Here is a 26,994-nt window from a genome sequence, read left to right as displayed (position 1 = left end):
CGGCCGCGGTCCAGAAGGTTTTTTCTCATGCATAAATGGGCTTATTTGATATCCTTAGTCTTTAGTCTGCCTTTACGGATTTCTCATGAGGGACATGGGCGTTGAGCGCTCTCCTCTTCCGGCTGGCAAGCCATTTCTTACTCCAGCGCGACAGCAAAGATAAGACGTTAACGTCCACCAGCCGGTAGAATACATGGGCAGCGCCAAAGATCACCGGAACCGTGATTAGACTCGTCACGATTACATTCCACCCATAGGAGAGAAATGTGCTGAACAGAAGAAATAGATGGCATCCCAGTGTACAGATGATCGTGAAGTGCAATAGATAGAGCGAGAACGATATCTTTCCCAGATAGGCAAATAACTTATGATGAAACAACGCTTGCAGCCATCTCGAATTCAGCAGGGCTATCAGAATCAGAAACGACCCGATCACATGATAAAATGCAAAAAATTCGAATCCATCCGATTCCCACACGAGAATAGAATAGATTGTTCCCTCCGGATCCAAGTATGGATAGGAGCCAAGATAAATGCCAACCGTGATCCATATGAAGGTCATCCATGGTGCATTGAAGTAAGACAGCCAATCCCGATCACTATGCTTCAAGTCTGCGAGCAGCATCCCCAGCACAAATCCCAGGTAGTAAGAATCGTTGAAGACGTAGATCAGGAGAACATATGCAGCATAACGGATCACCCGTCTCCCACACAGGACAAGAAACCCAAAAATCAGAAACGATCCGAACAGCTCATATGTCATGGTCCAGAGTACAGGATTATACTGCGATCCATACGTGAAAAAGATATGAAACAAGCCTTCCTTCAGCATGACCAGCAGATTGTCGCTAGCCATAAACGGATCGGGCATCGAAGATAACGTCATTCCGCGTATTTTGTCGTATGCTCCGAGATCCAACACGATGATCAGATAAGCAAGGAAGACGGATACCAAGGCGGGTGCGGCCAAACGAAAATAGCGGCGAATGGCAGACGAATAAATGATCAGCCTGTCCCCGGTTTGAAAAAAACGATAGCTGAGCACATATCCGCTCAACACAAAAAACAGACAGACGGAAAAGTTTCCGTTAAACAACAGATTGAACGGTGTTCGCGCGGCAATCCCCTCGAAAGCGAAATGCTCGATCTCCTTCCTCCCCTCAAAAACAGACGGTGCAAACACCTGAAAAAAATGAGACACAACCACAATCAAGGCAGCTAAACCTCTCAAACCATCCAAATATACAATTTTCATAATAACCCCACGTTCCCCTAGAAATAGGATGTTTGCGAATGCGAAACATATTTCAAAGGGCAGGAAGAGGAATGCTGTACACGATTCGTTTTTCAGGGATAATCATCTTTAAGAAAATGGCTGACTCATAAACTGAAAGCGTTTTCTTAAATCAAAGGAAATCAATAGGGGAGGGTAAAACATTGAGTATTTATTGGAGTCAGGTTGATATTGAAGAACTAACGGGATCAGGTGTCGTTTATTTTAACTCAAAGATGGAAATGTTGGAAGGTCTTCCGTGCAAAATGTATAAATTGACCTATCAACAGAGCTTGTGGACGCATTGTCATGATTATTTTCAGATTTGGTATGTGGCGAAAGGAGCATTCCAACACACCGTTAATCAACAGGCGTACAAGATCTCCAAGGGCGATATTTTTGTTATACCTCCGTTTACCCTGCACAGCGTCAGCATTTCACCCGATGAGGACATCGAGATTTACGGATGCGAATTTATGCCAGCCTTCGTGAACGAGAGATTTCAGGAAATGCCAACAGATCATACTTTTTTCGATGTGGGGTTTCTGGAATACTTTCTGCGCAAGGAAATGAACGCCCAATCCAAAATAACGCTGGACAGCGTTACCGACGTAACGGTCCAAAATGTCTTGAAGGACATGCTGATTGAATACGAGAGACGAACCCCTTTTTTTCAAATCTCGCTCAAAGCGAAACTGCTTGTCCTCCTCTCGATTCTGGTACGGCAGGTCAACGGTGAACTGCTCAGAGAAGGGTTCGAGAAATCAGAGAAATACCGGGGAATCATGACAAGAGTCGTTGATCATATCCATAACCACTACCAGGAAGATATGAATCTGAATGATCTATGCACCCTATCAAATTTATCAAGGTCCACGTTCTGCATCCTCTTCAAAGAATGGACAGGCAAAACATTCAACCGGTATCTCACCGACCTGAGGATTCTGCAAGCCATGATGATGCTGAAGCAGCCGGAGTTAACCGTTACGGATGTTTGCTACTCCACCGGATTTAATGAACTCTCCTATTTTTGCAGAATCTTCAAAAAATACACGGGCATCTCCCCCACCGACTTTCGTAAACAAGCGATCAAATAGAACGTTCAATGCCATACGATAATCCTATTTTTGAACACGATAGTGAAATGAAATGATTTTTTTACATGCTACGATATCCATAATTCTTACAAATAACTGGATCAGGGCCGGTTGTTTAGTCAACTGTTTTGGGGAGGGAATTGATAGAACTTCGATTACGATTACACGATTGTACACGATTGCTCAAGGGGAGGAAGAGGAATGAAGAAGAAACATTTGATATGGAGTCTTATTCTATTGTTCTCTATCGCAACAGGATGCTCTGGCGGTAATCCGTCGCAATCGGGCAGTGATGCTGGTGACAAGCCATCCGATAATCCGCCTGCCCAGGATGCCGTAACGCTCGACTTCTGGTACGGATGGACCGGACCGGAAGCGGAAGCGCTGGAACGATTGATTGCCAAGTGGAACTCGGCCAATCCCGACATTCAAGTAAAAGGCCTATCCCAAAGCGACTATCAGAAACAGCTTACCGCGATTACCGGGGGCAATCCTCCGGACATCGCATCCCAATTCGGACAGAATGTCGTGCCATGGGGTCTGCGCGGCGCCATGATGCCGCTGGATGATTATATAACGAAGGACGGCTTGGATCTTAAAGACTTCGTGCCGGCTGCCCTAAGCACTTCCCAGCATGAGGGCAGGACGTATGCGATTCCGACGGCCATGCATGTATCCATGCTGTTCTACAACAAGGATATTTTGCAGGAAGCCGGTTATGACGGTCCACCGGAAACGATAAGCGAGCTTAAAGAATATATCAAAAAGCTGAGCATCGTCGAGGATGGCGGGCGCCTCCAGCGACTCGGATTGTGGCCCGGAATGGATGCGTATACGTTCAGCTATGCCTTTAACGGATCGTTTTATAATGAATCGGCGCAGCAGGTGACGCCGGACCATCCCGGGATCCAATCAGCGATTAAGCTCTCGAAGGAGATCTGGGATCAATACGGTTCCGATAATCTGGATCGATTCTCTTCCGGGCTTGGCCAATACATGTCAGCACAGAATCCGTTCTTCTCGGGCAAGTATGCGATGACGATCGATGGAGAGTGGCTGCCCACCTTCATCAAACAATACTCGCCTGATCTGAATTACGGAATTGCCCCGATTCCTTATGATGAGAACAAACCGGAACTTCAAAACTCCGGAAATGTGACTACCAGCGTATTCTATATCCCAAAAGGCGTCAAAAACCCGGACGCTTCCTGGAAATTCATTAAATGGATGACCGAACCGGAGCAAATGGCCGAATTTACGGCCGCCCTTGGGAATCTCCCAACGAGAAACTCTGCTTTCTCTAATCCACTCTATGAAGATGTGCCCGGATTCAAGGAATTCCTCGACTATTCGGGAAGCGAAAACCTGAGGTCCTTCCCGGCTTCCTCCTACGCGAACGAATACATGACGGAGTTCAGCGCGCAATATGATGCTATCCTCCGTGGTACCGTCAGCATGGAGGAAGGCTTGGACAAGGTAAAGGCAAAGATTCAGCCACTGGTGAAATGATGAGCTAAGCAGGCTCTGTCCAATGCAGCGATGCATTGGGCGGGGCTGCATACTAAATACTTAAAGTGCGTGTTCAAAAAGGTCGATTTTCAGCACCGAGAAGGTTGGATGAAGCTAGGGACGTCAGGAGCGGAGCGTACGTTTTGGGTACGTGAGCACCGGAGGGCCCGGCTGAATTCAAGATTCGATGCCGAGCTGCTTCCTGATTCGCTTCGTGATCAAAAGCGGACTTTTTGAACAACCTCTTAAAGCGGAAGGAGAATCGCGAAGATGAGAGTCTCCACAGCAGCGAATCAACGAAAACACGTATCAGGCTGGTCCAGGAAGGAACGTCATTATGTATACCTTGGCCTGGCGTTCGCCTCTCCTTGGATTATCGGCTTTCTGGCTTTTACGGTCTATCCGTTCTTCGGTTCGCTCTATCTGAGTCTGACCGAATACGATTTATTCAGCCCTCCCAAGTGGGTAGGGCTTCAGAATTACGAGCAAATTTTTGCGGATGACCGCTTCTATAAGTCGCTCGGTAACACCTTTTTTATGGCGTTCATATCCGTGCCGATCACGCTGACCGTCTCTCTGCTGATTGCCGTGATGCTCAATTTCAAAGTAAAGGGGATCAATTATTACCGCACCATCTTCTACCTTCCATCCGTCATACCGATCGTTGCAAGCGCTCTATTGTGGACATGGATGCTGAACCCCGACTTCGGTTTAGTTAACATGGCACTTCGCACTCTCGGTTTAACGGACCCGGCGTGGCTGCTTGATCCCCGGTACACAAAACCGTCTCTTATCCTGATGAGCCTGTGGGGCTCGGGTTCGGGCGCATTAATTTTTCTCGCAGCCCTCCAGGGCGTGCCGAGGCAATATTATGAAGCGGCTCAGGTGGACGGAGCGAACTGGTGGTACCGGTTCTGGAAGATTACGGTCCCTGCCCTGTCCCCGATCATTCTTTTTCAGCTCATTATGGGTTTAATCGGAGCCTTTCAAATTTTTACGGAGTCTTATATTCTGGCAGGAGGCAAGGTGGATGGAAGCGGCTCTTTGGGCGGTCCGGAACAGTCTCTACTGTTCTATGCGGTCAATCTGTATCAGGAAGCCTTTGTTTTTCTGAAAATGGGATATGCCTCGGCGCTTGCCTGGATTCTGTTTATTATCGTATTGCTGATTACGTTCATCCTGTTAAAAACGTCAGGCCGCTGGGTCTATTACGGAGGTGAGTAACATGGCTGTCAAGTTGCGAGTGATCTTACCGCATGTAGTCCTTCTTCTATTCGCTGTTATCTTCCTGTTCCCATTTGTATGGCTGGTGATGACCTCGTTGAAGACGCCGGAAGAAATACTCAAGTTTCCGCCGAGTATCCTGCCTGAAACGTTCCAATGGTCGAATTATAAAGAAGCCCTTCAAGCCATTCCTTTTACACGCTATATGATGAACACGTTTCTGATTTGTATGGTGAATATCATCGGTCAGCTGTTCTCGGCGCCGCTGGTAGCCTACTCGATTTCCCGCATTCCTTGGAGGGGCAGAAACATTATCTTTACCATCGTGGTGGCGACCATGATTCTGCCGGCTCAAGTGCAGATGATCCCGCAGTACATCATCTTCACCAAGCTCGGCTGGGTGAATACGATCATGCCGCTGACCATCGGCGCATTCTTCGGAGCACCGTTCTTCATCTTTTTGCTTCGGCAGTTCCTGCTTGGCGTACCGACCGAGTTGTCAGAGGCTGCCAAAATTGACGGGGCTTCGGAGCTGCGAATTTATGTCCAGATCATCATGCCGATCCTGAAACCGGCTCTGGCTACCGTCGCTTTATTTTCTTTTGTGTGGTCTTACGTGGATTTCATGGGACCGCTCATTTATTTGAACGATTCGGCAAAATGGACCATCACCGTCGGCCTGCAAAGCTTTCAGCAGGATCACGGGGCGCAGTGGGAGAAACTGATGGCGGCTTCCACCATCATGGCGATTCCCATGATCCTGATCTATTTCTTCGGACAGAAGTATTTCATGAAATCGGGATCGGCGTTGACTGGGTTTAAATAAGCTGGACCTTCGGAATACATGCCTTCTCTTCCATAGTGGTTCGGTCCTGCTGACCGACCGGCTATGAACACGGAAGAGAAGGTTATTTACGTTTCCAAATCGAAATAAAGGGATGTGGAAGAAACCAATATCAACAAACCCAAAGGATGAGAATCATGCCTCTTCGTATCGCGGCCATGACCGAAACGTTCGCCGAGCAAATTATGGAATGGAACTATGAACCTCCCTATGACTTCTACAACAGCGAGCCGGATGAGGAGTTTCGGAAAGAACTCCTTGAGTATTCCTATTACGCCATACTGGACGAAGAAGGGCAGCTGTTCGGCTTTTGCTGCACAGGCTCATCTGCCCAAATTCCGATTGCGATCCCGTTAGGTGCATATGACGAGGATTTGCTGGATTTCGGACTTGGCATGAAACCGGAATCGACCGGACAAGGCCGGGGAAAAGAGTTCCTCTCGTTCGTGCTGTCATCCATCGCTGAAATTCACAATTACACATCGTATCGGCTGACCGTTGCCAAATTCAACGAACGAGCCATTCGCTTGTATACCCAGCTGGGTTTCTCGGAAGTAACATCGTTTGATTATGGCGGCACTACTTTCATAACGATGATTAAGATGCCGGTCTCTGGATAGTGAAATAAAGAGGGTGACCCCGCTGCGGGATCACCCTCTAGTTCGTTATTGGCAAATATAGCTAACTTCCGGATTGGGTTATATCACCCGGATTAGTCGTTTCCACTCCAAGCAATGGAGCAGTAGCCGATTCTTAACCGCTATTCAATAGCGATGTAAACGTCCACCATGGTATGGGCAGGATCAAACTGCTGCATATCATAGCGTTCGTAATCGCCGGTATACGTCCTTTTTTCGGCTGATTGCTGGAAGTAACTCCAAATTTCATACCACACCTCAGGGACAATTTCCATCAAAGGGCCACGTCTTGTCCGGAATACCATGTACTTGGCTGCTGGGACGGACGCTTGCTCCAATTCCTCCGAAGAAGCTGCAGCAGCCACGTCTTCCTCTATCCTGTTACCGATAATCAAGGTGTATTCCCCGGATGCGTCGCTTTCGTAATCGGTATACAAAGCATATATGGCTTGATCCTTATCAGATATCTGTGCCTGCAAACCGCTTTGGAAATACCGGTCCCATAACTGTGGTATCTTGCCTTGCGGTCCTGCCTCCGCTTCATTCGTCGTTCGAACGCCGACACCCTGAATGGACATGGCGGGTCTAACTTCTATAAATCGTTCACTCTGATTCTGATTGCTATCACTCATGTGTATCCTCCTTAAAATGAATATATCTCTATTCTAAAGAGGTAACGTGGACATCTATCTGTCCTAGTTATCGTAGCGCTGCATAATCAATTGTGCTCTTCGCTTCACTTCCTCGGCTGCTTCGCCCGGCTGCTCAACCAGCACCTGATCACCAAAGCTTAGAATCATGCCGTAAAACCAATCATCCAATTTGTATAACACGTGAACGCGTAAAGAGCCGTCCGGGTTGACGGTTACTTGTTCCGGCGGAAAAATATCCGCCACCCGCTGACGCGCGGCTGCTTCGAATAACAGCACAGTCTCCTGCTCCTGTGCGCTCGACCAAGAAGCATCCCATTCTAATCGTTCCATGCTCGGTATCATTCTTGTCTCCGAAGTCTCATCCAGCATCTCGATATGCTGCATGCGCGATAATCGAAAGATTCGATCGTCTTCCCGCTCCAGACAAAAGGCTTGTACATACCAAATATTGCCCTTCAGTATCAAGGATGCCGGTTCAATGGTTCTTCGCTCCGCGTTGCCCTGCGTATCAATATACTCCATCTCGACCCTGCGCTTTTCTTGAATAGCCTTTTTGAGCAAGCCCACGGTGGGTTTCAGTCCTTGACGCTGTCCCCAAGGCTGAAAGTCCATGACCACAGGTTCCCTCCGATATTCATCGCCAAGCCCCTGCTCTACCCTATGCAGCAGCGCTTTTACCTTCTCAAGCAGGATGCCCATCTGCTGATCATCCAGTGCACTGCTCATCCCTTTGACGGCTGTAACCAGCGCACTCATCTCCTCAGCGGACAGCCAGTACTTGTCAATCATATAATGCTCCATAATTTCAAACCCGCCGGATATTCCCTGGTGGGCAACAATCGGGATCCCGGCTTGGCATAGCGTATCCATATCGCGATATATGGTTTTGCTCGATACTTCAAACCGATCGGCCAACTCCTTGGCGCTCAGTCTCCCCCGGTTCAGAAGCAGGACGGTTATGGCTAATAGCCGGTCTATTTTCATTGCATGCGATCCTTTCGCCTCTCGATCATTCATGTTCTTCCTTAACTCAAGCTTAACAGATTTGGCATGTGTTCATGTAACCGTTAGGTCAGGTTCAGATGCTCGTTAGCCTGTTATGCTACAATGATAGGCACGGCAATCAAGTCAAAGGACGGGATGAAACGATCCATCCCCAAGAACGTAGACATACATAAAAGATGCAAAATGTACGAATCTGTAACATCAAGGAGGAACATACATATGGACAATCGACTTGACGCCATGCGCAGGTGTCACCCGGACTCCGTAACGATCTCCCGCATAACGGGTTTCATTACGGATGGGGTTATTCTACTCGCTGCAGCAGCCTATCTGATTATGGCTGCTATATTCGGGTGGACCCTGATACCGGGCTGGATCACCATCGGACTTTTGGTTCTCGGAGCCTGGTTTACTTGGGCCGTGCCCTCTTTCACCTACAAACAATTCGGCTTCAAGGTAAGCGAGGAAGAATTGGAGCTTCGCTCCGGCTGGATCTGGCTCAGTGACACCCTTGTCCCGATGACGCGGGTACAGCATGTCGAGCTGGAACGGGGACCGCTCCTTCGTAAATATGGCTTAGCCAAGGTAAAGGTCGTTACCGCCGCTACGACTCATGTCATTCAGGCGCTCAAGCTGGAAGAAGCAGAGGAATTGAAAAAACAGATCGGCGAGCTGGCCAAAGTGGTGGATCACGATGAATGAACCGACAAGACTTCACCGGCTGTTCATCCTGTTCCCGCTCGTAAGCAGCGTTAAATCACTCATTCCGATCGCCGCTCTGGTATCCATCAAATTCCTTAACGGAAAATCGCTGCGCGACATCCCCTGGTACTGGCTGTCCGCCGCCATCGTCATCCTGGTCTCGCTTCTGCTTCTGTACGGGTATCTGAAGTGGAAACGCTTCGTCTATACGTTAGAAGAAGACAAAATCCTCATCCGTCGCGGCGTTCTGTTCCGTGAGGAATTGTCCATCTATACGGGCCGCATTCATTCCATGAATATGGAGCAGCCCTTGCTGCAGCGTATATTGGGGCTTACCCAGGTCCGAATCGAAACGCCGGGCAAAACGGAAGGCGGGGGCATACTGCCTGCCATTACCAATAGCGAAGGCGAACGGCTGCAGCGCTGGCTACGCGAGCAAACCCGAACAAGGCAGACGCAGCGTGAGGTTCACCAAGCCCATGAAAGCCCCGACCCATCCGATCAGAGCCTTCCCGTTCAGACGGAGGGGCCATCTGTTCAACCGCCGGAAACCCGAGAGAATTACGAATCCATTCAACCGTCGAATCAGAACATGGGATACGGAAGCGATCTTTTGGAGGATTCCGATTCGGGCGTCGTTGGCAGAAAGAATGCAAACGATCCAATCACCGTACAGGAAGAACGCAGCACGCTGCTGCAACTATCCTCCGGACGCCTGCTCATTGCCGCACTTTCCTCACCCAACCTGTCGCTGGCTTTAGCCTTTGTGGGCGGTATTTTATCTTTTGCCGATGACCTGCTCCCGGATCGGATGTACCAATTGCTGTTTCAATCGGCAGGGAAGCTGCTGCCCGGCAGTTGGATCAGCATTGCTGCTGTGGCGCTCATCGTATCCTGGCTGCTCTCCGCCGTGCTCTACACGATCAAATATGCGGGATTTACCGTCGAGCGGATCGGGAAACAAATCTCAGTCAGTTGCGGTCTGCTGGAGAGAAAGAGACTGCTCTTCTCTCCCGAACGAGTGCTGGCCATCACCGTTAAAGAAGGCGTATTCCGGCGCTGGTTCGGTTACGCTGAAGTGAAGGTTCATGTGCTTACGTCTGAGTCTGACAAGCATTTCATGCTTCACCCTCTACTGAAGACTGGAGATATTCCGGCACTGCTGAATCGGGTTACGCCTCAATTCAGCGCTCAGACCATTACCGCTTCGCCGCCGCCCCGCGCAAAATGGATGTACTTGCGGTGGAAGCTGGCTTTTGCCGCGGTAGTTAGTGCCCCATGCATTTGGTATTTTGACAAGCTCGGTTTGTTATCACTTCTGCTGCTTCCGCTCTCGTTAGCTTGGGGACTCCTCTCGCACCGGGATTCCGGACTTAATGTAACGGATAAACAGCTAACGATCCGCAGCCGTTTCATTGCTATGTCCACCAGGTATATACGCAGGCCGCAGATTATCGCCATGGAGGTTAGCGGTACCCGCAGACAGCGAAGAAGGGGGCTTCTATCCCTTCAAGTGAAGATGATATTCAGCGAGATCAACGAAAGTTTAAGCGGAATGGATCAGCGAGAGATCGAGGCTGTTCGGGCTTGGTTCCAAAAGAAAAAGGGCGAGAACTCCGCATCTGCTGAACGGAGTGGTCCCGCCTCATCAATTGAACACTTATAAACGTTCGGTCTCCGTTCTTCCTGAACGACCAAAGCCCGACAATCGGTAAACCATAAGGGTTATCACAAGAAATACGCCATATACGCCGATGGTGATGATGATGTGGGAAGGGTCTGTCATGAGATGATCCCCCACCATCGAGAACAGCAGCATGGCTGGGATTTTGCCTAACGCGGACGCGATGCTGTATGATGCGAACGTTACCTTGCTGAGAGCCGCGTACACATTGATGACAATGGAAGGAATAAACGGGATCAACCGGGTAAACAGGATGGTCAAAAAGGCGTTCCGTTCGAACATCGTTGTCACTTTTCCCAGCCTGTTATAACGGTAAAGCACCCGGTCGCCCCATTCCTGATAGCCGTATCGGATGAACATAAACATAAGGATGGAAGCGACGGTGGAGCCGACCCAAGTGACAATTCCGCCGATGACCGGCCCCAGGGCGGCACCGATAACGCCTCCTACCACCGGATAAGGGATCACCGGAAACAAGGCCATGATGACGGCCATGAACATCATCAGCATGATACTGTCTGTCGATCGAATCCATACCAATATGGCATCGCCATAAAAGTAAACAAGACCACCTACGGCGGCGTAAACCAATGCCATTCCTAATTTCTTGAACATGCACCACACTCCAGGTCGTAATGCACCTATTGTATCACGCATATCCATTGGAACAAGCGCAAAAGGGACATCCCAAGGCTATAAGCCGGGATGTCCCTTTTGCTTGAAATGGGCTGGTCGTTCCCTGAAGCTACATGTTGCTAGGGAAGTGGAACAGCCGTTAACCGGTATGGATTAGATCCTATCGCGCTCATGTCAACTCACGGTCTGCTCGGTTTCCCTGGTGGATTCACCGGGGGCTTTCCAGGCTTACCACTATGCTTCACTTTCACCGTGACCGGTTTGCTTGGGGCACTCTCATTATGCAGACGATCAACTGCCGTCACGACATACGTATAGGTTTGTCCCTCCGCTACGGTATGATCGACAAAGAATTGCATCTTATCGGCTGTTTTTCGGAGAGTCCCTAACAAATGCGACGGATCTTGAACACTGCCGGCGTCTCGGCCATCATAACGATAGACCGCATAATACGTCTCGTCACCTGTCGACCTCCAGCTTAGCTTCACGCCTTCTTGCTTTTGATCAGCCTTTGGCTTCTTGGGCGAAGTCGGCACCTCCGAATCGATCCAAGGCATCGCCGGGATCAATGCCGGATATCGATACAGATCGTTCTTCAGTCTATCCGTAAATCCGAGCGCATTATCCTTAAACCATTTGGAGCTGAAGTATATGCTGCCCCGGACTTCCTCAAAGTTGCGGTTGTAATGGATCTGGTTCGGCATCTCTTCGGGGTTGGACCAATCGGCATTCGACCCGATTTTATATACGGCTTGTCCGCTGTATAGATGAACGTTCTTGCCGGACACGATCCCGCTCCACCAATCGATCAGCTTATCGTAAGCGGCAGCGGAATAACCGATATTCCAATAAATCTGAGGTGTGATATAATCGATCCACTCTTCTTCAACCCATTTCTTCGAGTCGGCATAGATGGCATTGTAACTCTCAAGACCATTGGTTTCAGAGCCGGTCGGATCGCTGGATTTATTTTTCCAGATACCAAACGGACTGATGCCGAATTTCACGTAACTCTTCTCTGCCTTGATGGCTTCGTTCACGTTCTGAATGAATTGATTGACGTTATTTCTTCTCCAGTCTCCCTTATTCGTAAAGGAGCCTTTGTATTGGTTAAAGGTGTCCGTATCCGGGAAATCCACGCCGGTTACGGGATACGGGTAGAAGTAATCGTCAAAATGCACGGCGTCGATGTCGTAATTCCGAACGACCTCCATGATGCCGTCGATAATAAACTGTTGCGCTTCCGGTATTCCTGGGTTGAAATACAGCTTGCCGCCATATTCTTCAACCCACTCCGGATGCTGCCTGGCCGGGTGGTCTGCTACAAGTTTGTTAACGTCTCCTTGAAGACTGATGCGGTATGGATTAAACCAGGCATGAAACTCCATGTTTCGCTTATGGACTTCCTCCAGCAGGAATGCCAGCGGATCGTACCCCGGATCTTTGCCCTGAACTCCCGTCAGCCATTCTGACCATGGCCCGTAATTGGACGGGTAGAATGCGTCCGCCGTCGGCTTGATCTGCATAATGACCGCATTCATTCCCGCATCCTCCAACTGATCAAGCAGACTGATAAACTGCTGCTTCTGCTGATCCGGATCGGTGACTCCTTTGGCTGGCCAGTCAATATTGTCGACGGTTGCAATCCAGGCCGCTCTCATCTCGGCTTTCGGATGCTCAGAAGCTTTGTTCACCGTGATGTAGAGGGAACTGGTCTTTCCTTGGAATGTCGCTGTTACTCTAGCGGAACCTATCTTCAAGCCGGATACCACTCCTTTATCATCGACAGCGGCTACATCCGGATGACTGCTGGTAAACGTAACGCCTTCCGTTATGATCACCGGCTCCTCCATCCAGGAGTAGGTTGCGGACACCGCCGTCTCGAAGGAGTCTCCAACCGTAACCGCTGTAAGTCCTTGAAGTTCGATGCTCTGCAGAACAGGAACCGGGTCCGTCACCGTAATGGCATGCTGTGCGGTTATTCCACGGTACGAAGCCGTAATGTCTGCCGTTCCTGCGGAAACTGCTGTCAATTGACCGGCTTGATCTACAGATACAACGCCCGGTTGATGGCTTGCATAGCTAATTCCTTCAGTCAGCCATACAGGGTCCGTCTGGTTTCCGTATACGGAGTAAACCACACTGGTTCTCATGTTGCCGGTAAGACTGGTCTCCATATGAAGCGGCCCGGATAACAGCAATTCTCCAGGGGCTGGCACATCCTGCGTAATATGAAGCTCATACTGAGATTTTGGTCCATCTCCGTATTCTGCCGTTATGGTTACCGTTCCCGGCGCCAATGCTTCAATAGTGTCGTATGTAGCGCCCGTGACAGTAGCGATGTTATCGTCACTGCTGGTGAGTTTCACGCCGGTTGTTAATAATGCAGGTTCCGTATGTCCTTCATAGGTTGCATATACCTGGGGCTTCGCCGTTTCTCCTACGCCCATGGGCGTCAGCCCGCCAATGTCGAGCCCGTACACCTGGGAAGCCGTATAGAATGCGGACAACCTGTCGAAGTATACGGTACCTTTGTTTTTATTCGTGTCCTTTAATTCGGTGATATAGATTTGATTCACTTTGAGAGGAGCCTTGATGGTAGAGGGGACGTTAAATTTGACGTATTTCCAGCCCTTCCAGCTAAAACCGGAGGTAGAGGTTAAATCCACGGCATGCTTGCCGCCGGAAGCGTCCTGAAGCTGGGCACGGAGCCAATGATTCCCGCCGTCGCCGTAAACCCATAAACCGAGTGCAGTCGGTGAACCGGGGACGCTTCTGCCGGTAGAACCGTCCGGATCTTTGAAGTTGAGATAAGCCGCCGAGGTACCGGATTCGCTGCCCACAAAATCATACGTTAGAGCTGCAGCGTGATGTCCATAATAGATTGGTTCCGGCCTCCCCACTACATCCAGCTGAGCCTTTCCCCTTACGGAGGTTGCGGACAAATTGGTTACCGATTCGAAATTTTCAATCACAACAGCGCGTGGATCTCCGGCGTTTGCGTCTGCATTAACGGAACTGCTGCCCCATGCAGAAACAGCTGTACTGAACATCATCGCTAACGCCAGCGTCATGCACAGGATCGACCTGCTGCTTCGATAGACATGTCTTCTGGTTTTCATTCACTAATTCACTCCCTACTTTTATGAATGCGCTTACTATTCGTTGAACCCAAATACGATTACGATTCGAATCGGCGCCCCCCACCTCCTATCTCTGTCGCTAAAAGTAGATGATCGGCATGGATTCGAACACACGCGTTCATCTCTACCTCTATCATATTGAAATTTTATTTCAAATTTCAATAGTTTTTATAAAATATAATTTTATATTTCGAGCAGGAATTTAAGCTGCCATGGCGTATGCAATCGCAAAAAAGAAGCCAATACGGGACAATCCCCCGTTTTGGCTTCCTGATTCATTCAGTTCACGTGTTCAAGAAGTCCGATAATCAGCGTCACGGCTTCCGCCCGTGTTGCGAATTGCTGTGGAGCGAAGCGATTGTTACCCACACCGCCCACAAGTCCTGCATCAACCGCAGTCGCAATATACCGCGCAGCCCACTTCGGAATTTCCTTCGTATCTTTAAAGGTCAATTTCGCTACCGAGTCGGGATTTATTCCGCTGGCACGAACGATCATCGCTACCAGCTCGGCCCGGTTCAGCGGCTTGTGCGGACCGAAGGAGCCATCCTTGTAACCGCTGATGATGCCTGCTGCCACGCCTTGCGCTACAGCATCCTTGGCCCACGAAGGAATCTTGCCTGCGTCCGTGAACGTAAGCTTAGTCCCGCCTTCGGTCAGATGCAGCGCGCGGCCCAGCATAGCCATGAATTCAGCCCGCGTAACCTGTTGATTTGGCCTGAAGGTTCCGTCTCCATACCCGTTGACAAAGCCTGCTGCCACGGCCTTATCGATGGCTGATTTGGCCCAGTGCCCCGCGGTATCCCTCAGCGCCGGTAGATTCCCATTACCCGAATCCGTACCAGGGTTGCTTCCAGGCTGAGAACCTGTTTCCGATCCGTTACCCGGGTTCGTTCCATTCCCGGCACCTGAACCGTTCCCCGAGCCTGATCCTGAGCCACTTCCTGAACCGGAACCTGGATTATTGCCTGAACCAGAGTTGCTTCCTGATCCTGGATTGGATGTGCCAGGCCCCGGATTCGGTGTTCCTGGACCTGGTCCCGGACCTGGAGTTCCTGGATCGGGATTCGGCGTTTGAACATCCTTCTTCACGATACCGAATTGATCAATGATAAATGGCTGTGCACCATTGAGGTTCTGGTCAATTTCATAGCTGACCGCGGTCAGCTTGCCGCCATCGATCGTAATACCGACGAAGTTTTGTACCTGGCTGCGTTTCGGACGCCGGTTATCGCTCGGATCCGGTCCGTATTTGGCCGCATGGTTTTCTTCCGCGCGTTCAAACAGTCCGTAGTATGCATCCCCAAGCTTTTCACTCGGATTCTTATAATAAACTTTCGGTCCTGCGGTTGCCGGAATCAAATAGATCGTACCGTCCGGATTAACCGAGTATTCCAGCTTCTCGCCGTTTAGCATCTCCGTAATCTTCTCCGGCTCTGCCGCTTTGCCGTCAGCCTTGATCGGTTTGGTGCGGGCATAAATATGATCATGACCCTGCAATACAAAATCAATGCCGAGCTCTGCCATTAACGGAGCAATCTTGGACCGCACGCCGTTAGCTCCCATAATATCGGAGTCCGTCGCATGATTCGAAGTAGTGTACGGACCTTTGTGAATATTGACGATCACCCACTCCGCTCCGGCTTTTTTAGCCTTCTGCACATCTTGTTTGAGCCATTCCACCTGCTCGACAGAGAAATTATCGTACACGTCCGAGTCCTCATTGGAATTCAACACAACGAAATGCGCGTTGCTGTAATCGTATGAGTAGTACGCTCCGGTCTCGGTTGCCGAATTATCCGGCTGCTGTACATTGAAATGTTCGATGAAGGCGTAGTTTTCATCCTCGTGGTTACCCGCAGATGGCACCAGCGTCGTATGGAGCAAGCTTTCCTGTGAATGACCTAACAGCCAATTCCACTGTTCTTCCTTGACGCCCTTGTCTACAATATCGCCGTTATGGACAACGAATTGCGCTTCCGGCACGGTAGCCAGCGCCTTGGCAAGTGTCTCGGATGAAAGCACCGCTTCATCTTCTGCCTTCGCCTGCGTATCGGCCAAATCAATGAACGTGAACGCTCCTTTCTCCGGCGCAGTCCGGAAGGTTCCCGTCTCACTCCAAACCCCAAGCGCTGCATCTCCTACGCGGAAATCGTAGGACGTATTGGGCTTGAGTTTCGTTGCTTCCTCTTTATGCACAAGTTCTGCTGCTGAATTAGTAGAAGCAGCCGAACGTCCTTGGAACGTGATCCCATTCGTAAAGTCAGGAGCGACAGCAGACTTCTCCACGATCTGAAGGTCACTGCCTGTCACCTGCTGGGATGTATACCAGGTGAAACCCTTGGATGTTTTGGCATCGCCGTGGAACGTAACCGTCACTTTGCTCACTTTTTCCTGAACAGGATCCGGCTTCGTCTCCTTCATAATTCCAAACTGATCCACGATAAACGGCTGCCCGTTCATCTGATTCTGATCGATTTCATACGTCACAGCTGTCAGCCTGCCACCGTCGATCGTAAACCCGACAAAGTTCTGAACCTGGCCTCTGGCAAGGCTGGTTGTATTTCCGTACTGGCGGGCGTGGTTCTCTTCGGCGCGCTCAAACAAATTGAAATATGAATCACCCAGCTCCGGCTTCTGGTTCTTGAAATAAACCTTGGCTCCTGCGGTGGCAGGAATCATGTAGATGGTTCCATCCGGCTTAACTGCATATTCGATGTTCTGCCCATTAAACATCTCGGTAATTTTCGTGGCATCCTCGGCGGTTCCGTCGCTCTTGATCGGCTTTGTCCGCGCATAGATGTGATCATGGCCCTGCAGCACCATATCAATTCCCAGCTCGTTCATCAGAGGAGCAATTTTGTTCCTTACTCCGTTCGCACCCATGATGTCACTGTCGGTTGCGTGGTTCGAAGTTGTATACGGCCCTTTATGGATATTGACGATAATCCAGTCTGCACCGGCAGCCTTCGCTTGCTCCACATCCTGCTTCACCCACGCGACTTGCTCTGCAGAGAAGTTCGCGTACTCGGGCGAATTCTCATTGGAGTTAAGCACGATGAAATGCGCATTGCTGTAATCATAAGAGTAGTACGCGCCAGTAATCGTTGCAGCGTTGTCTGGCTGCTTCACATTAAAATGCTCGTAGAAGGCATAATTCTTATTCTCGTGATTCCCTGCGGAAGGGGCAATCGTTGTATTCAAAAGGCTGGATTGCGAATGACCCAGCAACCAGTTCCATTCCTGCTCCGATGTGCCGTTCTCCACCACATCTCCGTTATGGACAACGAATTTAGCATCTGGAATAGTGGCAAGTGCTTTGGACAAGGTAGCTGCCGACAGCATCGCCTCGTCCTCTTCCTTCGCTTGTGTATCCGTCAGATCGATAAACGTGAAGGCACCGCTGACAGGTGCCGTCTGAAAGGTACCCACCTCGCTCCACACATTCAGGCTCTGGTCCCCAACTCTGAAATAATAGGAGGTATCCGCCATTAAACCTGTCGCTTCCGCTTTATGTACATGCTCTCCCGGAGAATTCGAGGAGACGGAAGTACGACCGCTAAATGCTAGCGCCTGACTGAAGTCCGGCCCGGCCCCGCGATTCTCCACAACCTGGACATCGCTTTGGGAAGAGCCCAGCGGCGTATACCAGGTAAAGCCTTTCGCGCTGGTCGCGTCTCCATGGAAGGTTACCGTTACCTTGGAAATATCCAGTGCCGGTGCCTGCGCTAACGCGGCAAGCTTCATATCGAAATATAGATCCGAGCTGCTGTCGCTCTGCTGATGGATCTCGACCGCAATTTCGTTATTGCCGTCCTGCAAATATGTTTTCAGCGGCTCGGTCAGGTCCACGTCCCCATATATAACGGGCAGGTCCTTGCTCGAGGTCGCCTTCATGTCGTACGTGATTTCGCCTTCCGGCATGCCCATGCGTCTTACTTCATGGCCATTGACGTAGAGCACGGCGCCGTCATCAATGCCGAACGTGCCGAGAATCTGGCCGTAACTGTCAATTTGGTCCTTGTTGACTTGAAGATTCGTTCGGAAATACGTCGTGCGGTGCTTGAGTTTTTTATCCGTACCATAGTCTACTATGGTGCCCAGCGGACCAAACTCCGTGGTTGCTATGCTGCTTCCGTTATCTTTATAACCGAAAGGAGCGAATCCGGATTCCCATGAGGAATCATCATAGGTGGAACGCCATACGGTTGTTAAATCTTGGCCCTGATCAAAATACTTCCACTCCGCATTGCGCTGAAGTAAGATATCAGGCTGATCCTGCGTTGCTGCTTCAACAGTGGATAAGGATCCGATTCCTGCAAATAATCCAAACACTAACGCTATGGATAACAGCATGGATAATAGCCTTTTGTACAGATGAGTAATCATGTATTCTCTCCTTTATGATGTTGGATGTGTGTGAAGCAAGACTGTCAAACAGCTCCAGCATAACAAGGGGGTATAAAGGGCTTGTCATCCCAACGTAAAACTTATGTAAATAATGACATTGAGAACGCGTAATAATTCTGTTCACGTCATCTTAACTATAGCAGCAACAAAAAAAGCAGGGCGAGATGTTCTCTCGCACTGCTCCCTTATTTGCCAGACGGCTTAACCTTCCGAAGGATACTTCAGGCCCCACTGTCCCCGAATCTGATCCAGCAGCCTCATAATCGCAAGCGACTCATCAAGCGTCATCACATCGCTCTCCAGCCGCCCTTCCATTAGACACCGCCCCACTTCATAAGCCTCGAAGCTATACCCTTTCTCCTGCCGGTCATCTGTAACAACCACCGGTTCCTCGCCATCTACATAAAGCGCAGCGGATGTTGCATTCAAGAAGGACGGAATGTGAATATACCCGTTGGTGCCATAAATATAAGCTTCATTCGTCAATCCAAGCCGGATCGCCCCGTTTAACGAAGCGGTTTTGCCCGATTCATAAGATAGAATAACCGAGAACTGCTCATCTACGCCCGTCTCACCGATATGCGCGGTACTCCATATCTTCTCCGGCTCGGTTCCAAAAATCATGGATGCAAACGACACCGGATAAATACCCGCATCCAGCAGCGCGCCGCCGCCAAGTTCCAAATTGAGCAAACGGCCCTGCGGATTCCAGCCGCTGCGAAAACCAAAATCGGCCTTCAGCAGCCGAACATCGCCGATAAGTCCGTCGTTCAACCATTCGCGCACCTTCCGAATCGGGGGAAGGAAACGCGTCCACATGGCCTCCATCAGGAACAGCTTTTGCTCCCGTGCAGCTGCCACTAATTCCTCCAATTCATCCCCGTTAATCGTAAAGGGTTTCTCGCACAGGACGGCTTTGCCGGCCTGAAGACACATTAAGGCATGATCCCGGTGCAGCGGATGCGGAGTCGCTATGTAAACAACGTCAATATCGGGATCCTTCACGAGTTCCTCGTAACTGCCATAAGCCCGCGGTATATCGTATTTAGACGCAAACTCTCCTGCATTGCTTGCCGTACGAGAGCCCACGGCCACAAACTGAGCGTTCTCCACATACGCCAGATCGGCTGCAAACTGCTCCGCAATCCAGCCTGTCCCTATGATTCCCCATCTGATCTTGCCCGGATTCTGTATCATCATTTACTCCTCCTCATCATCTTCCTGGATTAGCCTTGCCTAAAGCTTGTAGAAGCTGTCCCTCTCCACTTTGCAAATTCGTAAACCAAAGCTTTCATACCACTCGTTCTTGCCCCGTTCCTGGGCTACCTGATGAGCAGCATTCTCCTTCCATAAACAAATGGCCTCCAGGGAATCCCAGTACGATACCGTGATCCCAAGGCCCTCATCCCGTGCAGACTCCACCCCCAAATAGCCGGGCTGCTGCGCGGCGAGCTCTGCCATTTTATCGGACATCTCCCCATAACCCCGGTTACCCTCTGTTCGTTTGGACACAAAAATGCAGGCATAGTAAGGTGGCTTCGGCGTATTCGCGTATTCCGTTATTCTCTCTCCTCCTTTCCGGTTTCCAGATTAGCCATTAATTCGATTCACATTCGTCCATTGACCATGTAATCATTATATCGGAACTTCCACCGTTCTTTAACCTGTAAGAAAAATGTCTTTTGACGTTTATGCCGTAAAGACAGCCCTCGGTTAGTCTTAAGAAAAGAAACCGCCTCTCTCCTCTGTGATCATCTACAGGAGAAGAGAAGCGGTAGTCTGCCTTCTAGCCTTTACTTCAGTTTGTGCAACAGATTATAGATGACCTGCGCGCTTTCCGCACGCGTGGTCAGGCCTTCCGGTTCAAAGCGGCTCGGTGTACGGCCCTGAACAAATCCGAGGGCATGCGCCGTTTCTACCGCTTCCCGAACCCAGTCCGGGGATGAAGCAAGATCGGCAAAATCGCTGCCCGCGCTGATGTTCTCCTGCTGTAGTTTCATCGCGTGGGCATAAGCACGCACCAGCATCGCCGCCATTTCCTGACGCTTGATCGGGGCATCCGGATCAAAACGGTCTTTGCTTATTCCATTCACGATGCCCGACCCGGCAGCTGCGGCCACAGCTTCTGCGTACCATTTGCCTGAAGCTACATCGGCAAACGGCGCAGAGCTCTCTGCCTGAAGATCGAGCAGACGAACCAGCATCGCCGCAAATTCAGCCCGGGTCACTTGCTGAGCCGGTGCGAAGCGTTCCGTGCTGACGCCTTCGATGAGCTGCTTCGCTGCCAAATCGGCAATCACTTCTGCAGCCCAGAATGAAGATGGCACATCGGCAAAGGTTTTCTCATAATCAAGTAAACCATAGGCGCTGAAATGTCGGATCTCCCCCGAAGTCATGCGGCCATCTTTTTCCACTCCGCCTATATACTCCAACTCACCATTTTCGGACAAATAGTACATCGCTATTCTTTTGCCGTTAGTGTCATTAGATAACGGCAGTTCCAGCGTGATCGGATGATCGAATTTAGTCAAGTTGTAAGCTTTGCCATCCGCTGTCGTTAATTGAAGCCGGAACTTCAGCATGGCTCCGACTGCTGTCAGCTTGGCCCCGGAGACGCGGGCAGCTTGCGCGATTCGCTCCTTCATCTCCGCATCCGATAACGTGGCGGCACTCAGTTTCATCGTGCTCTTCTCAAGCTGGCCAGGATATGCAAGACCACCCAACTGGCGAAGCACTTCGGCCGGGATCGTTATGGCCACATTCTTCGCTTCAATATGGATCGAACCATCCTTAAGTATGTCTGCTGCATTCCCTGGCAGCGTGATATCCGTAAAGCTTCCATCCATCGTGATTACAACCTGCCCGTTCGACAGCTGAGCTGCCAGCTCGCTCGCTGATAAGGTGACGCTGCCTGACGGCGGTGTCACAGGCGGGGTGACCGGTGGTGTTACTGGCGGTGTCACAGGCGGCGTTACCGGTGGTGTTACTGGCGGCTGTACCGGAGGGTCTACCGGTGGCTCCGGTCCCGGATCAGGATTTCCCCCGCCCCGGGTGGTCACCTTCAAATCATATTCCGACTTGAACCCTTCGTAGGTTGCCGAAATCACGGTCGCCCCTTCGGCCAATGCCCTGACTGAGCCTAACTCATCGATCGAGGCGATCTCTGGCTTACTGCTCTCATAGGTTACACCTTCGATTAAGCGGATACGGCTGCCGTCGGTATAAACCGCCTCCGTGACGGTCTGATCGGTGTCCCCGACCTTCAGCTCGGATTTGCCGCTTAGGGCGATCGACTCTATGCTGCCGTTCGGAATTCGGTCCACCGTAATCTTCACATCTGCATAGACGTCCGGTGCTACCGTGCTGGTCGCTCTTACGACCGCGCTGCCCAGACCTTGAGCCGTCACGATGCCGTCTGCAGATACGGTGACGACATCATTCGCCGGTTCGGAACTGTATACGGACCACACAACGGTTCGTTCAGCCCTGCGCGGCTTCACTTGAGCCAGCAATTTCTGGCTCTCGCCTACAGCTAGTGTCAGCTGGCTTGGCGTTACTTCAATCTGCTGCGGCTCCGGCTTCGTATCCGATTTCGCCAGCGTAAACTCATCCACGACGCGTCCGTCAACCGTTTTGGTTACATAATAAAGCTCGTCTCCCTCCACTTCCACGGAAGCATACATCTGAGTTGGTTCATCGTCGACCACCTCATGCCAGCCTCGCTCCGTGTGAGAGTAGAATTTAGGTCCTGACGATCCCGCTACGACGTAGGTTGTGCCCCTCCCGTCCGCAGCAATCTGGTTGTTCATCATCGGATAGGAACGAATATAAATATGATCATGTCCGTTTAACACGAGATCCACACCGGATTCCTCAAGCACCGGCGCCCACAGACTGCGTACCTCAGCGGAATCATAGATGCTTCCGTAAGGCCCGCGATGGAACATCGCGATAGTCCATTCCTTGTCATTGCCAGCCAGATCCTGCTGGAGCCACTTTTTCTGATCCTCCAACTGATATTCGCTGTTCAGCATAATAAAATGAATGTTCTTGTAGTCAAAAGAGAAATTGGTTCCCTTCAGGGTGTCCAAGCCATTGCCCGGCTGGTTAAAGTGAGCCAGGAAGTCTCCGTTCTCGTTATTCCCCATCACTTCATGGTTGCCGATGGCAGACACTAACGTCGTATTCAGGAAATGCTTCTGGGCTTCAGCGAACCAGTAGTTCCACTGCTCCTTCAGGAATCCCTTGTCGACCATATCGCCGGCATGGACCATAAATTCGGCGTCCGGATGCTCGGCTGCCGCCTTGTCGATCGTATTCCCCCACAGCTCGAACTCCTTCGCTGTGGATGCCTGGGAATCGGCAAAATACAGGAATTTCGTTGTATCTCCCGTAAGCTCCGTTGTGCTAAAAGAGCCTTGGGCACTGTAATGGCCTTGTCCATCACCGACACGGTACACATACTCTGTGCCTGGCTCAAGTCCGGCTGCCGTCGCTTTATGGACACGAACGGTGCCGAGATCCAAGGTATGGTACAGCTCGCTAGCACCATTGAACTTCTGGACGTTCGGCGCATCGAAATCCGTAAATTCGGACCGCTTGGCCAGTTCCACGACGGTCCCATCCGTCGCCGGGTCCGTGTGCCAGTTCAGCATCCGCGACGTGGTCGGATCTTCGCCCATGCCCACGCTGATGTTGAATGGAGTAGGACTTCCAGCCAGCGGCGAAACCTTAAACTCCAAGGCCGGGCTATATTGATTATTCTTTACGGCTTGCACGGTATACGTCTTCACCTGGGATGTTAGCGCCGCCGTCTTCAGGATGCCCGCAGCATCTGTTTTGCCCACCGCCGCTGCGTCAGCCATGATCTGAACGCCTTCCACAGGCTGATCTTGGGCATCGGTCACTTCAAACACGGTTTCGTATCCCTGTACGGTTCCTTCCTCATTCCAGTTCAGCGCATAATGCGTTGCGATCTGCGATTCTATCGGAAGACCGTAGAACGAAAATTCGGTATTGCCCGTATCGGCAAAGGATACCGCCCCGGACGTGAGTGATAGAATGCTGCTGCCAGTGGCGTTCTTTTTCACGTCATACCGGATTTGGCCGATCCAATCCGTATCCTGCAGGGATGCGGTATGGATGTCCTTCCAGGTCACTCTCACCTTTCCAGTTGTACCGTCGATGTTCCCGCTAACCTGGGTTGGACCCAGCTTGTCTCCCGGTATGAGCTCCAGATTCTCCACTTTGGTGGGATCGAATTGGAAATCGACATGCCCGCCGCGAATTTGGGAGGTCTTCACTCCGCCGATATCGAGCGTATAACTGCCGCCAACATAGATCGTATCCGGCGTATCGTACACCACCTTGGCTGCGCCCGTATTTACGGTGAAGTTCCATTCCTTGGTCGTTTGGTTGCCCGCCATATCGCGGACGGTTACTTTCGCCTGATGAACGCCATCGGCAAGCGGAACGCTCGGCGTGTAATGGATTCTTCCTTCCGGCGGATACAGGGTGTGCTGCACCGGACTGCCGTCCAGATAGAATCGGATTTTGTCCGGATCAATTAAGGTGGTTCCCGGGTGTGCGACAGGATCATAACCTGCATCCTCGGCATACACGGTTATGGTCGGCGTATTCACCTTGATTTCCGCACCCTCAGCCGGCGAGAATTTCTTCAGAATCGGCGGTTCGATATCGTCATTAGCCGGGCTGTACAATGCCCGAATTTCGTCCACGTAGATGGCACCGGCGTCTTTTTTCGCGGCTTGGGTTTCCATATAACGAACAGGCATGTCCATCACCAGCGGAAGGGTTCTTCCTTTGGGAACGGACGCTTCGAGATACTTCCATCCCTTGAAATCAACGCCAATCGTCTGATCTGTAAAATCGAGCGGGATCGTGCCCTTGCTGTCACGAATCTGGGCACGGAGCCAGTGCGCATTGCCGTCCCCGTAGACCCACATGCTGATCTTCTCCGGATAACCAGGAATTTCGATATTGTCCGCTGTGCCATTCGTCTGCAGATAAGCGCCGGAGGTGCCTGTCATTCCGGTAAAATCATACTCCAGCTTCAATGCGCCATTCCCCGAGCGAATGTAGGTCTCATCGGTTTCAATGGATACCTTGGTCGACTTATACTGCGCTCCGGCACTTGGTTTATAACGGCTGAGGCCGTTCTCAAAATCCTCGAGCATAACCGGCGGAAGCCCGACATTCACATCAATGGAAGTTTCAACATTTCCGTATTTCACATGGATTTTGCCGCTGACATCCTGCTTGTCCGTGGCGGTAAACGTTCCATTTGCGTCAATCGTCCCGATGTCGCCTTCGGTTCGCCATTCAAAACGACTGTTATCCGCCTGAATCACCTGTCCATTTCGAAGCGCGGTCACCTTAAGCGTCTCGGTCGAGCCGGAAGAGAAGGTCTTCACGGCGTCCGAGAACTTGAGCTCGGTCAGCTCATTAACGACTTCCAACGCGGCTGTTCCGGTCAGATTGCCGGATTGTACGGATACTTCGGTTACACCCGGTTGATCCCCTGCCGTAAACGTACCGCTTGCGTCGATCTTCCCATAAGCAGGGTCAACGCTCCATGCCGCAGCCTCCGTCATTTTCGCCGGATGCAGGTTCTGGTCCACGGCTGCCGCCTTGAAAGTTGTAGAGGAGCCCGTCAGCACTCTCTCCAGTGTAGGTGCAACGACCAGTTTATTCGGTGCTCCTTCAGGCGCCTTGTTCACCAGCAAAATACCGTTGGCCGTCTTGCGTTCACCGCCATCGGATGGCGAGTTGAGCACCTTGCGCGTGGCTTCTCCCGGCAGGCGGGCAACAAAGGTAGCTGATCCGCCTCCATCCAGATTCAATGCGTTTACCGCACCAAGCTCTTGCAGCATTTCGCCAAGTTCGATGTAGTTAAGCCCTTCACTGAAGCCGGGCTGACGACCATCGACCTCGAACAGCACAACGGTTCCGTCCGCTTTGGTTCCCACCACCGTTCTTGGATGCACGGCCGGATCGGTATGCTGCTGGACTACGCCATCCTGCACCAGCATCACCGTACCGCCAATCGCCATCGTGACATCCTTCCACTCGTTGTCCAGCTCAAAACTTGCCTTTACTTCATCCCCTGCCTGGAGTCCGGCAAGCTTGCTCCGCTGTGATCCCGATGCGGATAGTACCACCTGGCCTGGGCCAATCGGCGAATTCCCCTGATCTTTAAGAACAGAGGCCACCTTCATCGTCAAGATCTCCCCACTGGCGACCCTGCCGCTCACAATATCCAGAATCACCTCGTCTCCAAGGTTATTGGTCATCGTGGTGGCATTAAATTTTTCGGTATAAAGAACAAGTGCGTCCGTCCCTCTGAGACGGTTGATGGATGATAGACTGCTTACCACTCCGCCTATCGTCACGTTTTTCGTCAATTTCGGACTGCCGTACAGGCTGGTCCCGTCCGGCTTAATGCCAAAGGCGTTCCGGCCACTGGGCGGATCCGTTAATAACTCCCCGCCCCCCATAAACAATCCGAGCGGAATTCCGGTGGACATATCGTAAAAATCCCCATTCACTGCCGCGATGACGCGGTTGCCTGCCTTGTCGGCATCGGATGCCATTTTGCTGACTCCCTGCATGCCGTAGACCTTGCCATCGGTGAGGCCGGGCTGAAGCTCCAGATTCCCTTGCGATGGATCAAACTCCACCATGTGGACCTTCTGCTCGCCACTGCCCTTTTGCATATTCGCCCATGTATATGTAGCCCCTGGCCCAATCTCCATCTGCCGCATATCAATGACCGATGACGCAGCGGCGACCGGGTCGGCAGCAGCTTGTCCTGCGGGAAGCAGTAGCGAAAGAAACATCACTCCGCTGAGCAGCGACGATATTCTCTTTTTGCTTTTTATCATGTACATTAATTCCTCCCTCTCTGTGCTTGGACTCTTGTTTTCTCCCGGATGTTTGTCCGTGAATGAAAGACCTACTCGGGAGTATAACGTTAGCTTGTTAATTCCACCTCCGATCTGTGTTAAGACGAAGTTAACTCTGCCGCTATCGCTGTTACATTCCGTCATTAGCTGGAAGGGCTGCAAAAATGTATGCTTCCGCTTCATATTCACCGCTACCACCAACGACCGAAGTTAACCCGTCTTCTTTCCCTTATCATATTGAAATTTTATTT

The 26,994-nt window shown here is 51.0% G+C and carries 16 protein-coding genes; 7 read left to right on the top strand and 9 right to left on the bottom strand.

Annotated elements, in window-relative coordinates; translation table 11 throughout:
• Nucleotides 1–61: 61 nt before the first annotated feature.
• Entirely contained in the window at nt 62–1,255 is a 1,194-nt protein-coding gene (locus tag NYE54_RS07215; protein WP_339271136.1) for an acyltransferase, read from the bottom strand.
• A gap of 182 nt (nt 1,256–1,437) precedes the next feature.
• On the opposite strand from NYE54_RS07215, the gene NYE54_RS07210 reads away from it, so the two are divergent.
• The 5 genes from NYE54_RS07210 to cpaA all read left to right on the top strand — a co-directional run bounded on the left by NYE54_RS07210 (nt 1,438) and on the right by cpaA (nt 6,567).
• Nucleotides 1,438–2,370, top strand: a complete 933-nt coding sequence (locus NYE54_RS07210; protein ID WP_339271135.1) for an AraC family transcriptional regulator — start codon at nt 1,438–1,440, stop codon at nt 2,368–2,370.
• A gap of 201 nt (nt 2,371–2,571) precedes the next feature.
• A complete protein-coding gene (locus tag NYE54_RS07205) occupies nt 2,572–3,879 on the top strand; it encodes an ABC transporter substrate-binding protein (RefSeq protein ID WP_339271133.1) in 1,308 nt (435 codons plus the stop codon).
• A gap of 270 nt (nt 3,880–4,149) precedes the next feature.
• Nucleotides 4,150–5,103 (top strand): sugar ABC transporter permease, encoded by a 954-nt coding sequence (locus NYE54_RS07200; protein ID WP_339271131.1) that lies wholly within the window; start codon nt 4,150–4,152, stop codon nt 5,101–5,103.
• Nucleotide 5,104: 1 nt separating this feature from the next.
• The gene (locus tag NYE54_RS07195; protein ID WP_339271129.1) at nt 5,105–5,929 is read left to right on the top strand and encodes a carbohydrate ABC transporter permease; all 825 of its coding nucleotides are present in this window, start codon (nt 5,105–5,107) and stop codon (nt 5,927–5,929) included.
• Nucleotides 5,930–6,084: 155 nt separating this feature from the next.
• Nucleotides 6,085–6,567: a capreomycin N-acetyltransferase CpaA gene (gene cpaA, locus NYE54_RS07190; protein ID WP_339271127.1), complete on the top strand. Its 483-nt coding sequence runs from the start codon at nt 6,085–6,087 to the stop codon at nt 6,565–6,567.
• Nucleotides 6,568–6,707: 140 nt separating this feature from the next.
• Here cpaA and NYE54_RS07185 read toward each other — a convergent pair whose 3' ends face one another.
• The gene (locus NYE54_RS07185; protein WP_339271125.1) at nt 6,708–7,217 is read right to left on the bottom strand and encodes a GyrI-like domain-containing protein; all 510 of its coding nucleotides are present in this window, start codon (nt 7,215–7,217) and stop codon (nt 6,708–6,710) included.
• Nucleotides 7,218–7,280: 63 nt separating this feature from the next.
• Nucleotides 7,281–8,222 carry a YafY family protein gene (locus tag NYE54_RS07180; protein ID WP_339271123.1) on the bottom strand — a complete coding sequence of 314 codons (942 nt, stop codon included), beginning with the start codon at nt 8,220–8,222 and terminating at the stop codon, nt 7,281–7,283.
• Between the two features lie 240 nt (nt 8,223–8,462).
• Between NYE54_RS07180 and NYE54_RS07175 the strand changes: the two genes are divergently transcribed.
• Both NYE54_RS07175 and NYE54_RS07170 read left to right on the top strand, forming a co-directional pair.
• Entirely contained in the window at nt 8,463–8,945 is a 483-nt protein-coding gene (locus NYE54_RS07175; RefSeq protein ID WP_076322918.1) for a PH domain-containing protein, read from the top strand.
• Nucleotides 8,938–10,611 (top strand): PH domain-containing protein, encoded by a 1,674-nt coding sequence (locus tag NYE54_RS07170; protein WP_339271121.1) that lies wholly within the window; start codon nt 8,938–8,940, stop codon nt 10,609–10,611. The genes NYE54_RS07175 and NYE54_RS07170 overlap by 8 nt, the downstream gene beginning before the upstream one ends.
• Here the strand turns inward: NYE54_RS07170 and NYE54_RS07165 are convergent.
• The 6 genes from NYE54_RS07165 to NYE54_RS07140 form a co-directional block, all read right to left on the bottom strand.
• Nucleotides 10,606–11,244, bottom strand: coding sequence for a TVP38/TMEM64 family protein (locus NYE54_RS07165; RefSeq protein ID WP_339271119.1), 639 nt, complete (start codon nt 11,242–11,244; stop codon nt 10,606–10,608). The two genes, NYE54_RS07170 and NYE54_RS07165, sit on opposite strands and share 6 nt — an antisense overlap.
• 200 nt (nt 11,245–11,444) lie before the next feature.
• A complete protein-coding gene (locus NYE54_RS07160) occupies nt 11,445–14,387 on the bottom strand; it encodes a family 10 glycosylhydrolase (RefSeq protein WP_339271118.1) in 2,943 nt (980 codons plus the stop codon).
• A gap of 300 nt (nt 14,388–14,687) precedes the next feature.
• Nucleotides 14,688–18,797 (bottom strand): S-layer homology domain-containing protein, encoded by a 4,110-nt coding sequence (locus NYE54_RS07155; RefSeq protein WP_339271116.1) that lies wholly within the window; start codon nt 18,795–18,797, stop codon nt 14,688–14,690.
• Nucleotides 18,798–19,019: 222 nt separating this feature from the next.
• The gene (locus tag NYE54_RS07150; RefSeq protein WP_339273416.1) at nt 19,020–20,015 is read right to left on the bottom strand and encodes a Gfo/Idh/MocA family oxidoreductase; all 996 of its coding nucleotides are present in this window, start codon (nt 20,013–20,015) and stop codon (nt 19,020–19,022) included.
• Between the two features lie 39 nt (nt 20,016–20,054).
• The gene (locus NYE54_RS07145) at nt 20,055–20,381 is read right to left on the bottom strand and encodes an antibiotic biosynthesis monooxygenase (RefSeq protein ID WP_339273414.1); all 327 of its coding nucleotides are present in this window, start codon (nt 20,379–20,381) and stop codon (nt 20,055–20,057) included.
• A 230-nt stretch (nt 20,382–20,611) separates the two neighbouring features.
• The gene (locus tag NYE54_RS07140) at nt 20,612–26,722 is read right to left on the bottom strand and encodes a phosphodiester glycosidase family protein (protein ID WP_339271114.1); all 6,111 of its coding nucleotides are present in this window, start codon (nt 26,720–26,722) and stop codon (nt 20,612–20,614) included.
• Between the last annotated feature and the right edge of the window lie 272 nt (nt 26,723–26,994).

Origin of the sequence: Paenibacillus sp. FSL K6-1330, assembly GCF_037976825.1 — a bacterium.
Classification (GTDB): domain Bacteria; phylum Bacillota; class Bacilli; order Paenibacillales; family Paenibacillaceae; genus Paenibacillus_AQ.
Note: the sequence above shows the minus strand (reverse complement) of the source record. Positions and strands in the feature narration are given on the sequence as shown.